The sequence below is a fragment of the Laspinema sp. D2d genome (genome assembly GCF_025370755.1).
Lineage (GTDB): Bacteria > Cyanobacteriota > Cyanobacteriia > Cyanobacteriales > Laspinemataceae > Laspinema.
On record NZ_JAMXFC010000004.1, the window covers coordinates 64567 to 80027 of the forward strand.

Sequence of the window (15461 nt, forward strand, 5' to 3'; positions counted from 1 at the left end):
AGAGTCTATCAAATTCTGTCCTACTTTTAAATTGCCATGAACCAGCAATGATCCAGATCTACTCTCTCAATTCTAGGGTTTATGTTTACTCTAATTTGAGTCAATAATTTCAGGAATAATATTCAGTGAGCACGACTCAATGAGGATTGGACTGAGTTAGACGATGGAGGAGATCGAGAAAATCTTCAAAAATCGGTTGAAAATTGGTGGGGGTGAGTAGGGGGACATGGACGAAGAGGGCATTGATTTTTTTGGGGTGATGATTCAGATGATTTAAAACAGCATAATAGAGGGCTTCGCAGACAAATTTTCCGGCATCTTCGCTGATTTCAGTGAGTTTTAAATCTTCGAGAAGTGCAGGAAGATTTAATGGGGTGACGATCGCCTCGTTGCCCGATCTCGCCTGTTTTTCTACGGTGAGTTTTTGCCGACATTCTGCCATACCGCAACACACCACCAGATCCGGTTGCAGTTCGTTGATTTTAGCGATCGCCTGTTTGGGGGCCTCTTGAAAATCTACGGGTAATTTCCGCAGGAAGTGCAGATCATGGGGAATCCCCCTCACCTGGGATACTTTCTCTAATAAGTCATCCGAGGAGTTAGTTTGGTGATGGGACATCCAAATATCAAACGAGGTTAGGAGTATAGTTTGAGTCATAGCAATGGGTCCGTTACCCGTTATAATTAAAAGAGCCTCAGTCAAGTATTTTAAGGAAAAAGGCAATGCCGGTAATCGCCGTCATCGATTATGATATGGGCAATCTGCACTCCGTCTGTAAAGGATTGGAAAATGCAGGGGCCACACCCAAAATCACCGATGTGCCTGGGGAAATTGAACAGGCAGATGCGGTTTTGTTGCCCGGAGTCGGGTCCTTTGATCCGGCGATCCAACATTTGCGATCGCGGGATTTAGTCTCCCCGGTTAAGGATGCGATCGCCTCGGGAAAACCGTTTTTAGGGGTTTGTCTGGGATTGCAAATCCTGTTTGATAGTAGCGAAGAAGGAAAAGAACCCGGTTTAGGCATTATTCCCGGGGTGGTTCGTCGCTTTAAATCCGAACCGGGTTTAACGATACCTCATATCGGCTGGAATCGTCTGGACTTCACACAACCGGAGGTTCCCCTGTGGCAGCATTTGCAGCATCAGCCTTGGTTGTATTTTGTGCATTCTTATTATGTTGACCCCATCGATTCTGTTGTGACTGCCGCTACTGTAACCCACGGCAGTCAAACCGTCACCGCTGCGATCGCCCGGGAGAACCTCGTTGCCGTCCAATTTCATCCGGAAAAATCTTCTACTGCCGGGTTGCAAATGTTAGCGAACTTTGTCAAACAAATCGAATTGCGATCGCTGGCAATGTCTCATTAAAACAACAAACCGGGGTATCTCAACCCCGGTTTTAAAATCTAAATTAGATTCTTGTGTTTTGAAAAGCTTAATCGGTCAGTCAGATTATAAATCCAGCAAAAAAACAACACCCAATCGGTCCTAGCTTAGTGACTTCCTCTCTTCCTTTGAGCTTCTTTGGAGGTGCCGTGAAACCGCAGTTTCAATCGCATTGCTCCCTACTGCATCAGTTGAGGAAATATCAGCCCGGGGATTGGGTGATGTTTTTCGGTTTGTTGTGGTACGAGACAGATGTAAAATGGAACAGCTTTAACCTCTTTAGGTGTGAACGTGGACTTTGGCTGTTTGAATCTGCCAGGGAAGCGTTTTCCGCTTCAATTACTACTTTAGCGGGTTTTGATAGAGATGCAAGCAAAAGTAAGAAAGGTTTACAGTTGAACGCGGGTTTACTCTAACTTTAATGAAGTTAAGTTAAGTTAGGATTCGCTTCAAAGAAATAGGACCTGTGAGGGCATAGATCCGCAAAGCCCTCCCCAAGACATTGGGGAGGGGACCGGAAGTCGAGTGAGTCGGGTTCAAGTCGCTTAAGCGGCTATTTCTTTATTTAGAGACGTAGTGAACCCACAAATCACCATCAGGACCGCAGATCTGTTTCATCATGCCGTAAGAGTAGACTAAGCCTTTGCCACTCACCGTGGTGTCATATCCCCAGGAGAACCACTCTCCATAAGGGTCATTGACAATCCAACCTTTCTCGTTATATCCCTTAATAACAATAATGTGTCCCGATCGGCTAAACCAGCCATGTACGATAATGGGTTTCCCCGCTTCTAGCCATTTTTTGACATCGGACCATTTGGCATCGGGTTGAAAATCATCTTTGTACCCATACCGATGGATCAGTTTTGCCAAATCCGTTGGAGAATGACGGGATAACCCATTGTTGAGACAAAACTGATAGAGTTCGTCTTCTAACTGTTGACCTTTGGTATTTTTAAGGCGGTGCCCTAAATAACCCAGGCACATGGCTACAGAGGTCACATTGCAAGATCCATGAGGATTCCACACATTATCCAGTTGGGATAAATAGGGAATATTTAAATCAATGGTGGTTGGTTTTGGCGGCGCAGTTGTTACGGTGGTTGTCTGTTCTAGGGTTGCAGTACGTTCGGTGGTGAGGACCGCAGTCGTGACGCGATCGCCATTAGTGGTAGAGGCTTCTCGGCTGGAAGTAACTGTCACCGAAGAGGTGGAGACGGTGGTAGAAACTTGAGCATATTCGGGGTTACGCCAAATTTGTAAAAATTCAGCATCGGACCGAAACAGATCCGGGTGAGTTTTTTCTAATTCCGCCTGGAGGTGTTTTAATGCCTCATCCTGATGCGGTAGACCTTCATAATATTTGGCAACGTTGAGTAGAGAAATGTAGATGCTCATAATCTTGGGTGAATGAAGTGAATATGCGTCCGATTTGCTTGGAATTTGGCGGGCGATCGCCATCAAGAATTAGAGTAATCCAGAAGAATTTATCCGGGGCGATCGCATCTTTCTTAAAGAATGCTTCGTTGCAATTGTTGGACGACGGGCCAGAAATGATCCCATCCATTCAGTCCGCCATTGACTAAGCGGCGAACCCGTTTCCAGTCTCCCTCTTGTGCAGCCACATCAACCTGACGTTCCCAAAAATATTCCACCAAGATTTTTGCAGAAAGGTCCGGGTCTAATGCCAACTCGGGTTGGTCTTCTAAAGGAGCACCTAATTTCAACCCATAGTGGCGATAATTTGCACGACCTGTAATTTGAATAAATCCTCGTCCATGATATTTCACCCCATCTCCAGGATGGGTATTTCCTAAGTCAAGACGACCTTCATACATCGAGTGAAAATAGGTGTTCCCACCCCATTCTCGAATTGGACGGAATCCAGCGGTTTCTACGCCGATTGTAGCGAGGGTAGCAATCACCGTGGGTTTGTTGAGAATTCCTTTCTGTTCTAAGGCTTTCATCACCCCAGGCATATAAGTCCGAATATCAGAAAGGGGTGCATTCAAAACTTGGGCGGCTTTTTCATCGGAAATCAATTCTTTGACTGGATTGAAACCGGGAACCTCTTTCGCCTCAATTAAGGCTTTTGCCAGTTCTCGCGCGATCGGGTCTGCGGAAACTTGATAGGCTTGTGCAAAGCGATTCAGGGCTGATTCTGTAATTGGACCATATTTTCCATCCGCCTCTCCAGTTAATAAACTCAGACTCCGTAATCGCACTTGAATTTGGATCACTAAAGTGGTATCGGTGACCACTTCTTTTAAAGGAATGGCTTTGTTTTCTTGTAAAATATCTTGCAGACGCAGGCCCGTCACTGTAAGGACATTTTGGGGTGAGGCGGTTATGCGCTTATCTGATACAAAATGAATCCAATTATCTCCATCGGGACCGCAGAGATCTTTCATCATTTTATAGGAATAGGTTAAACCCGCCCCACTCCGACTGGTGTTATATCCAGTGGAGAACCATTCTCCGTAGGGGTCATGAACAATCCACCCTTTATCGTTATAACCAATAATGGTAATAATATGTCCAGACCGGGTAAACCATCCGTGGGAAATACAGGGTTTTCCGGCATCAAGCCACTTTTTCACATCGTCCCATTTAGCATTGTACTGAAAATTATCTTCATAGCCATAGGACTTAATCACTTTCGCCAAATCTTCGGGATTATGTCGCGAAAGTCCATTGTTAATCATGTATCGATAGAGTTCGTCCTCTAACTGTTCTCCCGTGGCGGGATTTTTGAGGGCTTTCCCAAAGAAACCTAGGCACATCGCCACACAGGTGACGTTGCATGATCCGTGGGGATTATTGATATTATCAATCTGAGATAAATAGGGAACGTTCAGTTTAACGGGTTCTTTTGGCAGTTGGGGAACCACGGGGGGTTGTGCCGGGGGTTTTCTCCAAATTCTGAGGAATTCAGAGTTTTCTGAGAGCAGTTCAGGACGGTTTTTGGCGATTTCGTCTTGGAGAAGTTTCAAAGCTGCTTCTTGCTGAGGTTCAGCCTTGTAGTATTTAATGACATTGACTAAGGAAACATTCATTCCGGTTCATTCCTAATATTTCAATGGGTGATATGATGTGATTAGCCTAGGGATTTTGAACGGGTTTAATCCTCCTGTAATCAAAAACTTAATGAGCGATCGCCCCCTGAAATATAAGCTAAAAAATGGCAAGTTTGAATTTATATATCTTTAGGCAGATGCCCTAATTCAAACTTCATAATTTGGTCTTATCCTAGTCTGGCTTTCCCTCTATGTCACTACCGCTAACTAGGACAAATTAATAGATAGGTTAGGAAATTTATAAATTATAAAATATTAATATAATTAAAATTAATATGATTTTTTAAAGCAGCAAAAATACCACTAACCTGATGAAAACAGGATAGCGGACTATTAAATAGATTTTTGTTAAAATAATTTTAAATTGCCTCAGTCTCTTTTCCAGTAATCAGCGCTTGTAGGAATTCAGGATCATCGATCGCTGCTTGATGAATTCGGCTCAACATCGTTGCAGCGGTGTTTTTATTTACCTCGATTTCCTGGGCTAATTGACGCACACTGACTTTCTTGGAAGCCGTTAAAACGATGGCAATAGCTTGAAACCACTTAGACAATTCTACATGAGTTTTATGAAATAAAGTACCCACGGTTACGCTATAGGATGTAAAACATTGATTGCAATGATATCGGCTTTCATTTTTGAGGGCGGTTGATTTTTGGGAACTACAATAAGGGCATTGAGGTTTACCCCCCCAGCGAATTTGTTCAAGGTACAAGGTTGAGGTTTTATACATTTTGAAGCTTCCTTTTTTCAACTCCTCTTCATACAATTCACCCTGATTTTTTAGGTCTCGTTGTGCGATCGCCCTTCCCCATGAGGAAAGCAAGGATCCACCGGGGGATCCTAAAAGGCTCTGAATAAGGGCCGGTGTGATGGTTCGGGGAAAGCCCCTTCCTGGGAGGCGATCGCCTCATATTCCCGACTGTGCTTCCGTTAGGGAGGCTCCTTTAAGTCACTTTAAATATCATACAAATTACAAAATTTGTGGTTTGTATGATATTTTGGAATAGTACAATGATTCAATTGACCTGTCAATGCACGATCAAATGTTTTTTGTAAAGAAGTGTTACAACTAGGGACCCCTGGGAACTGCCCTCAGAAGTGAGGAGATTTAATTCCTCAACGGCATCGGTAGAACCCGCAATTCACTTACAATGCTTGATCCTTCGCCATTAAGGACTAGGGCTGTGGTATCAGAAGAAAAGAAGCAGAGATTTTCGCACCTTCTTAAACATATTCGAGGAAATGATGGGGTAAAGGAGTTTGCGGCGCGGATTAACGTTAAACTTCCTACCTACAGTTGTTGGGAAACAGGGAGAGCATTTCCGAGCGATCGCTTATGGGAAACCTTACTACCCCAGTTATGTGAATTATCAGGATTTATGCCTGAATCTATTGATCGGTATTTGCGAGGGGACTATGAACTTGAAGACTTAATTGAAGGGTCGGGACTGGCAGAATTACAACCGCGATCGCGTTCTTTGATGACTCATGCGCGATTTAAAGAGTGGTTGCACAGGTTGTCGTTATCTGAATCCATTCAAATCTTAAAAGATGCCGCAGAATGGGTCGTTAAGTTAGCGTCTGGAGAGGATAATTTATCTTCTAAAACTCCCCTGGCTACCCCCGAAAACCCCCTGAATAACTCTGACTCCAATTCACTCCGAGTCGGAGTTGATCCAAGGGATCATGAAGCGGTCATGAAAACTATCTTGAATCTGACCGAACATCTTTCCTTAGAAGAAATCGTCCAGGTTGATAATCATCTACGCAACTTGCTCGATGCCAAACTTCAAGCCTTGGGATTATTGGAACGGAGAAAATATCAAACTCATCCGCTGTATCTTTTAATGGAAGATTATCGAGCCAACAACAACTTAACTTATGCGCAATTTGAAGAGCAATTGCTCAAGGAAGGAAAAGAGGCGGGCTTAGAACCGACGAGACTCGCCAAAATTGTTCGAGGTCAGGTATTACCCAATAATCGAGAACTGATCTGGATTGGGGTTTTTATGAGAAAACCCGATGGGAATTTGTATGACCATGAGGAATTAGTTTGGTTGCGAGACGGGAGGGGGTTAAGCGATTCAGAAGACTCGGATTCTGGCCCCGATGATGAGTTCTCCAAAACGGCGCGATCGCCCGATGGTCAACCTCATGATTATCCCGATCATCCTTGTGAATGTCATTAATCGTTAGCATACTTTTAAGGGTGCATACTATGCGCGAAATTCCGAATGACCACAGCGAGAGCCAACTCGCTCGTGAATTTACAACCATTTCCAATTTGTATCTACTGCGGTTGTTTTCCAAGTTTTTACCCCAGGAATTTCATTCTTATTTTCATGAAGTCACCCTTCATTTAAAACTGGATTCTCAACTCATTCAGTTCGATTGTCCTTCGGAAAAAATAGCGGCGCGATTGCTTAAAATTTCTACGCCCCTGGTTTTGGCCGTCTATGGCGTGAAAGAAGCTTTAGAAATGGGATTTATTCCCCATATCGAAATTCTCTGTTCAGGAAAACGATTGATTCCTCTGATTAACCCAAAACTTATGATCAAGGAGAGCTTGATGAATTCGAGTTTTGAAAACTCCTTACAACCCAACTTACCCCAGACTAAACCTGAGATTGATTTAAACGAATTGTATGGAACCCCTCATCCCATTTATATTACTCAAATGTCGGATCAAAAAGTGTTATTTGCCAATAAAATAGCACTGGATGTCAATAAGCGAACCGCCGGAGAAATGGTGGGCCAAGAAGTTACAGCCCTTTGGGATGATGATGTTTTAACGAACCTGATGAAACAACTTGAGAGCGATCGCGAACTCTGGCAGTATCATTATCCAGGATATCGATGGGCGAAAGAAGAAAATTCCCCAATCTGGCGACGCGATCGCTATATGTTCGTTGCCAATTATAAGGTGATTGAATTTCTCGGGACAGTCTGTCGTCTCTGTGTCATTACCTCGGCGGAAAAAATGCGCTCATCGGAGGTATAACCCTCATAGGCGATCGCCTTAAAAGAAAGACCCTCCCCAATCCTCCTCGGGCGAAGGGGAGGGCAATTGGGCGATCGTTATGACTTAACCCCCAACCCATAAAACCAAACCCACCCCTGCTTAGACTTGCCCCCAGGGTCAATGAATTTGCAAATTAAGCGGTTTTCGGAAACAGCAGTCTGTTACCTTGATTAAGTTATTGTTATAGGCCGCATCGCTCACCTGAATGTCAGTTGCAGCGCAACCCGGGGATTCGGGGCGAGTTTAAGGTAAAAGTGGGTAAGAATTATGGCGCTGATAGTCCAAAAATACGGGGGATCCTCCGTAGGGTCCGTTGAACGCATTAACGCCGTGGCCGAACGGGTGATCAAAACCGTCCAGGGCGGCAATTCAGTCGTAGTGGTCGTTTCGGCGATGGGAAAAACCACTGACGGACTGGTAAAATTAGCCAATGAAATCTCGTCGAATCCCTCTCGCCGGGAAATGGATATGTTGCTTTCCACAGGAGAGCAAATTTCCATCGCCCTGTTGAGTATGGCGTTGCAAGAATTGGGGCAACCGGCGATTTCCCTGACGGGTGCACAGGTGGGCATTGTTACGGAAGCAGCCCATACCCGCGCCCGGATTTTGCGAATTGAGACGCAACGGATTGAGCAACAGATCACTGAAGGTAAAGTCGTCGTAGTTGCCGGATTCCAAGGCATCACGAATACGAAAGATTTGGAAATTACCACCCTGGGACGGGGGGGTTCGGATACCTCTGCGGTGGCCCTGGCTGCGGCTTTGCGGGCCGATCGCTGCGAAATCTATACCGATGTCCCGGGCATTTTAACCGCTGACCCCCGGTTAGTTCCCGATGCCCAACTGATGACGGAAATTACCTGCGATGAAATGCTGGAATTAGCCAGTCTGGGGGCAAAAGTCTTACATCCTCGGGCGGTGGAAATTGCCCGGAACTATGGCGTTCCCTTGGTGGTTCTCTCCAGTTGGACCGATGATCCAGGGACTCTGGTGAGTTCGCCCAAACCAATGGCAAGACCCCTAGAAGGGTTGGAATTGGTGCATCCCGTAGATGGGGTGGAATTTGATACGAATCAGGCAAAAGTCGCCCTGTTGCGGGTTCCCGATCGCCCCGGTGTAGCGGCGCAGTTGTTCGGGGAAATCGGGCGGCAAGAAGTCGATGTAGATTTGATTATTCAGTCCATTCACGAATTGAATACCAATGATATTGCCTTTACCGTGAGTCAGGAATCGGTGAATCAAGCCGAAGCAGTGGCAGCAGCGATCGCCCCCACCCTCCGCAACCGCCTAGATTCAGCCCCAGAAGAAGCCGAAGTCATGGTCGATCGCACCATTGCCAAGGTGAGCATTTCCGGGGCGGGAATGATTGGACGTCCCGGTGTGGCGGCGAAAATGTTCGCCACCCTGGCCGAGGCGGGAGTGAATATGCAGATGATTTCCACCTCAGAAGTCAAAGTAAGTTGCGTAGTGGATGCGGACCAGTGCGATCGGGCGATCGATGCCCTTTGCCAAGCCTTTGAAGTTAGTTCCTCACCCCTACAATCCGGCAGTTCCAATCTGAGTAAGGCGATCGCCCCCAATACTCCCCCAGTACGCGGAGTCGCCCTAGATTTGAATCAAGCGCGGGTGGCAATTCGCCATATCCCCGATCGCCCCGGCATGGCTGCAAAATTCTTCGGCATCCTCGCCCATGAAAATATTAGCGTCGATACAATTATCCAATCCCAACGCTGCCACATTATCAACGGCATTCCCACCCGAGATATTGCCTTTACCGTGGCCCGGAATGATGCCAAAGATGCCCGCCGAGTCTTAGTTCCCTTAGCCGCAGAATTAGGCTGTGGAGAAATCATTGTAGATGAGGAAATTGCCAAAGTTAGCATTGTCGGTTCCGGCATGGTCAATCACCCCGGCATTGCCGCTGAGATGTTTAATGCCCTAGCAAGAGAACGTATCAATATCCAAATGATTGCGACCTCAGAAATTAAAGTCAGTTGCGTAGTAGATCGCGAGTCTGGCGTGAAAGCTTTACAAGTGATTCATGCCATCTTTAATCTCGCAGGAACTCAAAAAATCGAAGTTCCTGCATGATGAAAGAGTAATGAGGGTGGATAAAACACCACCCTCATTCTGGTGATTATAGCTTGTATAAAGTTTTTCTCACTTATTATAAGCTATAAATGCTATGGGTTAGCACAAACATCTTGCTTGCTAGACAAATAGCAAACAAAATGTTTGTGCTGACGCCGGGAACTTCTATATTATTCTGGCTTTTCTTCCGTCACGGTTTCTCTCACTTCTTCAGTCTGAAAATACAGAGCGTTTAAATCATCGACATTCAAATCAAAAGCTGGTTTAGGATTGCGGAAATAGGGGTGAATGAGCAGGACCTTTTCGGGCCTTCGGTCATTGGGTGCGGCGACAATTTCTTTAATGACTTTCAGATACTCTTTGCCGGTACTTTCCCAGGTGTAGTGTTCCAATACCAATTTTTGACAGCGCGATCGCATCTGTTCCCACAACTCGGGATCCCCTAACAGTCGTTCTAATCCTCGGGCAATATCTGCCTGATCGCTAGGATCGACGAGCACTGCACATTCTTCCGGAGTCTGTTTGAGAACTTCACTCAACCCGCTATTTTCAGTCACCACTAAGGGTAACCCTGCTGCTGCCGCTTCTAAGGGGGCCAATCCAAAGGGTTCAAACAATGAAGTTAGGGTAAACACGGAACCCCGTTTTGCTAAAAATCGATAACAAGCTGCTAAAGCCGGTTGATCCGGCAAGGAAAACGCGCTGATTTTCCCCCATAACTTATTCTTTTTAACTACTTTCCGAATCGGCGCTAAGACTCGTTCTGTTTCATCATCGCCGCATTCTTCTTGAAGGGGGTTATCCAATCCGCCCGTAATCATCACCAGATTGGCCGTATTTTGCAGCGTCTCACTCTGGGCAAAGGCTTCTACTAGACCCTGGAGGTTTTTCTTCGGTGCGAGGCGGCTAGAGGCCAAAATAATCGGGTATCCTAGGCGGTCCTCATCAATATCCCGGGCCAATCGTTCATCAATCAGGTCTTGGATCTCTTTTTCATTGTCACAGAACACATTGGGACTAAACATAGTGGCATCAACTCCCGGTGCAATTACCACAAACCGGGTATCGTCTTCCACATTTACTGCATCGTGATAGACGCGATGACCATATTGTTCAAAACGTTCCGTTTTTGTACTGGTAATATTAACCGCTGACCGATTCATACTCAACCGTTCCGCCATCAAACGCCGAGCAAAATGAAAATGCCTGTCCATGCTTTCCATATTTTGCGGCGTCATTTCCAGTTTGTCTATTTTTTGAGCGCCTAGAGAATGACCTGTAAAGGTGAAGGGGATACCTGTGGCGGCTTCAATCAAGACCCCGGCGAGACCGCCATCCCCATAGTGAGCGGTAAAAATCTCGGGGAATGCGCCCTCTTGTTGATAGAATTGGAGAATATTGGGCACCCATTCTTTAACCAGATGCGGCCAGAGGAGTTCTTTCCTGATAAATCCTTTTGGGCCCGCCGGAAAGCGGATAATTCGGACATTTTCCACCCCAGGATAGGAATCAAAGGCTTGGGCAAACTCGGGCCAGTCGGAATCAATAATCTGGCGGGTGATAATATCAACTTCGTGACCTAGATTGGCGATCGCGATCGCCACCTGTTTCACATAAACTAACTGGCCCCCGAAATCCGGATGTTCAGTCAGATGACTATCTTTTGGATCGAAGTTACCCTGGGGATTGAGAAATGCAATACGCATAAGCAGATTTTTCACCAAACGACTGCCTCAAGTTTATAGGGTTGAGGGAGATTCGCCACATTCTCAATAGTAGCTTGCACCCTGAAGCATTAGCTGGTCAGTCTTTGACCGAAAATGAAAGATAATTTAGATCATGGCGATCGCGCTATTTTCGATAACCTAGAAGATAAAAGTCGCTCTCATTAATTATGAATTCACTCTCATCCAAGATTTGTGCCATTGATGACGAACTCTCTAAACGTGATCTGGCTCTCGACCCCGGCGGTTATTTCATCATTTATCTCGATCGCGAGGCCGAATTAATTTGTGCCAAGCATTATACCAATGTGATTGATGAGCGGGGGTTAGCCATTGACCCAGAAACTGGGAAACCCATACCCGCTAGAGGAAAGGTCGAACGCACCCACGAAACGTTATTCTCGGGGAGTACGGCAAAAGAACTGTGCGTAAAAATTTTTGAAGAGACGGACCCTTGTTCAGTCACGATGTTGGATCATGCCGCCTATCTCGGTCGAGAATTTATGCGGGCTCAGATGGCCCTGGTGAGTGGGGAGGAGTATGTCCAGGACTAGGAAAGGGGTATCGTGTTTCCGGGGACAAGCAACTGGGTTTTTGTCCTAAAGTTGTCCTAATGCCAGGGGAGATTTGGAAACAAAAGCCGGGTTCTCACCGCTGAGGTTGGGGATGAGTGCATTCTGGATCAATGCGCTCATCCCCACAGGGAATCCCGAGTAAAAATTGGTACGCTCAGTTACTGTAAAAAGCCTCCTTGATAGAAATAATAGGTCGCCATTGGGATAACCGTCGCGAGGACTAACAGGACGATCACCACCATTGTGGCATTGCCTGTATCGGTTTCTTCGGCGGTGGCAAAGGTGCGTTCAATGTTCAAGCTGGTATCGATAATCGGGGGTCCGGGGTCCGGTTGACCGGAAAGGACGGCAATCATGCGATCGCTAACATCGGTTAAAGCTTGATTGTATTTATCCCCCTCTCGCAAGGGGACTTGCAGGGTTTCTTGGGCGACACTTTCAGCAATTTCCGGGGTTAAGAGGGATTTGATGTCATCTCCCGTCCGGATGGCGGAATTATTTGTGAGGGTATCGACCACCACTAAGGTTTGATGCGCCCCTTCCTCTGGGGTTGGAAACCATTTTTCAAAGAGTTTTTCGGTAAAACTGTCAATGGTTTCCCCATAGTCTAGGCGGCGAATGGTGACGAGACGAACTTCGTTGCCGGTGTCTTTTTGCAGGGCACTAAGGGCCTTGCTGAGATTGCCTTCGGTAAGGCGACTGAGGACTTCGGCATCATCAATGGTCCAGGTGCGATCGCCTGCATGGAGAATCGGCATTTGATAGACCCCAGTTGCCGCAGCGGGTGCCACTGCCACGAGGGTTGCTAAGGCGATCGCCGCGATGGATAACAGGAGTCCGGTGAATCCGGCTTTCCAGGGGGTGATTCGTTGAAGGATCTGTTTCATAAAATGGGTCTTACAAACTTATTGTTTAACTTTACCCCATTGACCCGAACCGATTAAAGCAGATCTCTATCTCTAATGACTTCCTCAAAAAGCTAAACTCTTCGACTTGTTGCCCCCTCTAACCCGGTAAGATGGTTGAGTTCAAAATGCAGTGAAAAGAAGGATACTCTCTATGGAAGCATTACCAGAACAGGTGCAACGATTGCGCGATCGCGTAGCGGTGGTGACGGGTGCTTCGCGGGGCATTGGTCGAGCGATCGCCGTCGCCCTCGCCGCCGAAGGAGCTAAAATTGCCGTTAACTATGCCAGTAATAGTACCGCAGCCGATCAACTGGTAGCGGAAATTACCGCCGCCGGTGGCGAGGCAACTGCCATCCCTGCCGATATTAGCAACGTTGATTCCGTCGATACCCTGATCAAAACGGTGAGTGACCAATGGGGACGCATCGATATTTTAGTCAATAATGCCGGGATTACTCGCGACACTCTTTTGTTAAGAATGAAACCAGAAGATTGGCAAGCAGTTATTGACACCAATCTCACTGGAGTGTTTCTCTGTACTCGGGCCGTCAGCAAACTCATGCTCAAACAAAAATCCGGTCGGATTATTAATATTGCTTCCGTTGCGGGTCAAATGGGGAACCCCGGCCAAGCCAACTATAGTGCAGCCAAAGCCGGAGTAATTGGCTTTACCAAGACTGTTGCCAAAGAACTCGCCTCTCGGGGGATTACGGTCAATGCCGTTGCCCCCGGATTCATCGCCACCGATATGACCAAAGACCTCAAAGGTGGAGAAGAAATCCTCAAATTTATTCCCCTGGGTCGTTATGGGGAACCTGAAGAAGTAGCGGGTTTAGTTCGCTTCCTGGCTGCGGACCCGGCGGCGGCTTATATCACCGGACAAACGATTAATGTCGATGGGGGAATGGTGATGGCTTAATCTGCCCTTCACTGGGAAAACTAGCCGGGGAAAATGCCTTTTTTTTCAGGTGAAAGCCCGTTTAAATGGTCTTTCTCTTCCTCAAAAAATCAGCCTTTGCCAACTATTTCGGCAAAGGCTCAGGCGGGGATAGAACAGGATGAATTTTCTCTATCTATTGAGTTTAAATCCAGTGGTCAAGATGCGATGGATTGGCTATAAGACCGAGATTCGGATACCTCAACCTGCAAGCGATCGCAAGAAATCCGTTCGGGCCTCCCGGGAAAGCCATTTTTACAAGTTGTAATTTCTAATTGAGCCTCTGCAACAGCAGTAAACATCAACCGTTCTTGAGGGAAAAGAACCCGTTCTAATTCAAAATCTTTTGAATTAATCAGTTTGATAATTTGAAGATAAGGAGTCGAATTGCAATGAAAACATAAAATATGTGAAAAAGTAATGTCTTTTTTAACTTGTTCTTCCCGGCTTGAATTTAAAATCATTTGAATTGCGATTAAGGGTAAGGAGGTTAAGGTTGCATTTTGATGTTTGCCCTCGTTTTCTACATTTAATATGAGTAGGAATTGGCAAACTCCTATCTTGTATTTATATCACTCATAAAACACTGTTATATCTATCTGTAGTTAGATTATAGGATTAGAATGAGACTTAGGTATATCTCCCGATATAGAGGGCCATGTTAAGGGTTGAGGTCATGATAAATACAGCCCCCTCCGGACTGATTGATTCCCGCTATCGGGACAAAAAACAATTATTGACTGTCCTCCTACGGGTTGGGTTCCATCTGGTCAATTTGCAGAAGTCTTGCCCGTATAGGAAGTGAAGAATGAAACCCGCCCCCTGGACCATCGTTTTAATTTTAGGACTAGGTATTTTCGCTCTATCTACGGGGGCAATTTTAATCCGATTGGCACTCCAATCTGCTGGGGTACAAGGGGTAGGATTTAGCCTGATTTTAGAAGCCTCTCGGTTAAGTTTAGCAGCCCTGTTGTTGCTACCAACCTGGAAAAATATCAAACCCCAACCCCTCCAATCTGGGGCAATGGTTTATGCTGGGCTTGCTGGTGGATTTCTCGCCCTTCATTTTGCCACTTGGATTACGTCATTATCTTATACCTCGATTGCTGCCTCTACGGCGATCGTCACCACAAATCCCGTATGGATTGCCCTATTTTCTTTCCTGTTCGGAGAAAAGCCAAAACCCAAGACTTTAGCAGGAGTTTTCCTAGCATTAATCGGGGGATTAGCAATTGGTTTGGGGGGAACTAAATCGAGTGCGATCGCCCCTGATTCGCTGCTGGGAAATAGTTTAGCTTTGATTGGTTCCTGGGCAGTTAGCGGCTATTTTTTATTAGGAAAAGAGGCACAACGTCGGGGGATGGGAATTGGCAGTTATGCGGCGATCGCTTATAGTAGTGCAGCCCTGATTTTGTTGCCCTTACCGCTGTTATGGGGAACCAGTTATTTAGGGTATCCACCATCGGTTTATGGATATGTTCTCTTGATGGCGATCGGACCCCAACTCATTGGACATACCAGCTTTAATTGGGCGTTGCGGTGGATTTCTCCAACATTGGTCACCTTAGTGATTCTATTGGAACCTGTAGGGGCGAGTATTTTAGGGTATTTTATCTTTGGAGAACTGCCTGGAAGGGGAGTCATAGGTGGGGCGATCATCTTACTGATCGGCGTGGCGATCGCCGCTCTTGCCACTCGACCCCTTCCCTCACAATCCTAACACTTAGACCTGGAAAA

14 protein-coding genes are annotated in these 15461 nt (G+C 46.2%); 7 read left to right on the top strand and 7 right to left on the bottom strand.

The window, feature by feature from the left end; all coding sequences use genetic code 11:
- Nucleotides 1-136 precede the first annotated feature (136 nt).
- On the bottom strand, nt 137-658 hold the full coding sequence (locus NG796_RS03995; protein WP_261204620.1) for a peptidase C15: 522 nt from the start codon (nt 656-658) through the stop codon (nt 137-139).
- Nucleotides 659-723: 65 nt separating this feature from the next.
- Between NG796_RS03995 and hisH the strand changes: the two genes are divergently transcribed.
- On the top strand, nt 724-1368 hold the full coding sequence (gene hisH / locus NG796_RS04000; RefSeq protein WP_261204621.1) for an imidazole glycerol phosphate synthase subunit HisH: 645 nt from the start codon (nt 724-726) through the stop codon (nt 1366-1368).
- Nucleotides 1369-1947: 579 nt separating this feature from the next.
- On the opposite strand, the gene NG796_RS04005 is transcribed toward hisH, so the two are convergent.
- The 3 genes from NG796_RS04005 to NG796_RS04015 form a co-directional block, all read right to left on the bottom strand.
- Complete coding sequence (locus NG796_RS04005) at nt 1948-2784, bottom strand: C39 family peptidase (RefSeq protein ID WP_261204622.1); 837 nt, start codon at nt 2782-2784, stop codon at nt 1948-1950.
- A 113-nt stretch (nt 2785-2897) separates the two neighbouring features.
- On the bottom strand, nt 2898-4442 hold the full coding sequence (locus tag NG796_RS04010; protein ID WP_261204623.1) for a C39 family peptidase: 1545 nt from the start codon (nt 4440-4442) through the stop codon (nt 2898-2900).
- Nucleotides 4443-4822: 380 nt separating this feature from the next.
- Nucleotides 4823-5197, bottom strand: coding sequence for a transposase (locus NG796_RS04015; RefSeq protein WP_261204624.1), 375 nt, complete (start codon nt 5195-5197; stop codon nt 4823-4825).
- 454 nt (nt 5198-5651) lie between these two features.
- On the opposite strand from NG796_RS04015, the gene NG796_RS04020 reads away from it, so the two are divergent.
- The 3 genes from NG796_RS04020 to NG796_RS04030 all read left to right on the top strand — a co-directional run bounded on the left by NG796_RS04020 (nt 5652) and on the right by NG796_RS04030 (nt 9580).
- A complete protein-coding gene (locus tag NG796_RS04020) occupies nt 5652-6656 on the top strand; it encodes a helix-turn-helix transcriptional regulator (RefSeq protein ID WP_261204625.1) in 1005 nt (334 codons plus the stop codon).
- Between the two features lie 29 nt (nt 6657-6685).
- Nucleotides 6686-7468 carry a hypothetical protein gene (locus NG796_RS04025; RefSeq protein ID WP_261204626.1) on the top strand — a complete coding sequence of 261 codons (783 nt, stop codon included), beginning with the start codon at nt 6686-6688 and terminating at the stop codon, nt 7466-7468.
- A gap of 288 nt (nt 7469-7756) precedes the next feature.
- A complete protein-coding gene (locus NG796_RS04030) occupies nt 7757-9580 on the top strand; it encodes an aspartate kinase (protein WP_261204627.1) in 1824 nt (607 codons plus the stop codon).
- Nucleotides 9581-9750: 170 nt separating this feature from the next.
- On the opposite strand, the gene NG796_RS04035 is transcribed toward NG796_RS04030, so the two are convergent.
- Nucleotides 9751-11286, bottom strand: a complete 1536-nt coding sequence (locus NG796_RS04035; protein WP_261204628.1) for a glycosyltransferase — start codon at nt 11284-11286, stop codon at nt 9751-9753.
- A 188-nt stretch (nt 11287-11474) separates the two neighbouring features.
- Between NG796_RS04035 and NG796_RS04040 the strand changes: the two genes are divergently transcribed.
- Nucleotides 11475-11858 carry a DUF4346 domain-containing protein gene (locus NG796_RS04040; protein ID WP_261204629.1) on the top strand — a complete coding sequence of 128 codons (384 nt, stop codon included), beginning with the start codon at nt 11475-11477 and terminating at the stop codon, nt 11856-11858.
- Nucleotides 11859-12037: 179 nt separating this feature from the next.
- On the opposite strand, the gene psb32 is transcribed toward NG796_RS04040, so the two are convergent.
- Nucleotides 12038-12766: a photosystem II repair protein Psb32 gene (psb32, locus tag NG796_RS04045; RefSeq protein WP_261204630.1), complete on the bottom strand. Its 729-nt coding sequence runs from the start codon at nt 12764-12766 to the stop codon at nt 12038-12040.
- Between the two features lie 172 nt (nt 12767-12938).
- Here psb32 and fabG point away from each other — a divergent pair, with 172 nt between their 5' ends.
- The gene (gene fabG / locus NG796_RS04050) at nt 12939-13706 is read left to right on the top strand and encodes a 3-oxoacyl-[acyl-carrier-protein] reductase (protein WP_261204631.1); all 768 of its coding nucleotides are present in this window, start codon (nt 12939-12941) and stop codon (nt 13704-13706) included.
- Nucleotides 13707-13882: 176 nt separating this feature from the next.
- On the opposite strand, the gene NG796_RS04055 is transcribed toward fabG, so the two are convergent.
- Nucleotides 13883-14188, bottom strand: a complete 306-nt coding sequence (locus tag NG796_RS04055) for a DUF1830 domain-containing protein (RefSeq protein WP_261204632.1) — start codon at nt 14186-14188, stop codon at nt 13883-13885.
- A 344-nt stretch (nt 14189-14532) separates the two neighbouring features.
- Between NG796_RS04055 and NG796_RS04060 the strand changes: the two genes are divergently transcribed.
- Complete coding sequence (locus NG796_RS04060; protein ID WP_261204633.1) at nt 14533-15444, top strand: DMT family transporter; 912 nt, start codon at nt 14533-14535, stop codon at nt 15442-15444.
- Nucleotides 15445-15461 lie beyond the last annotated feature (17 nt).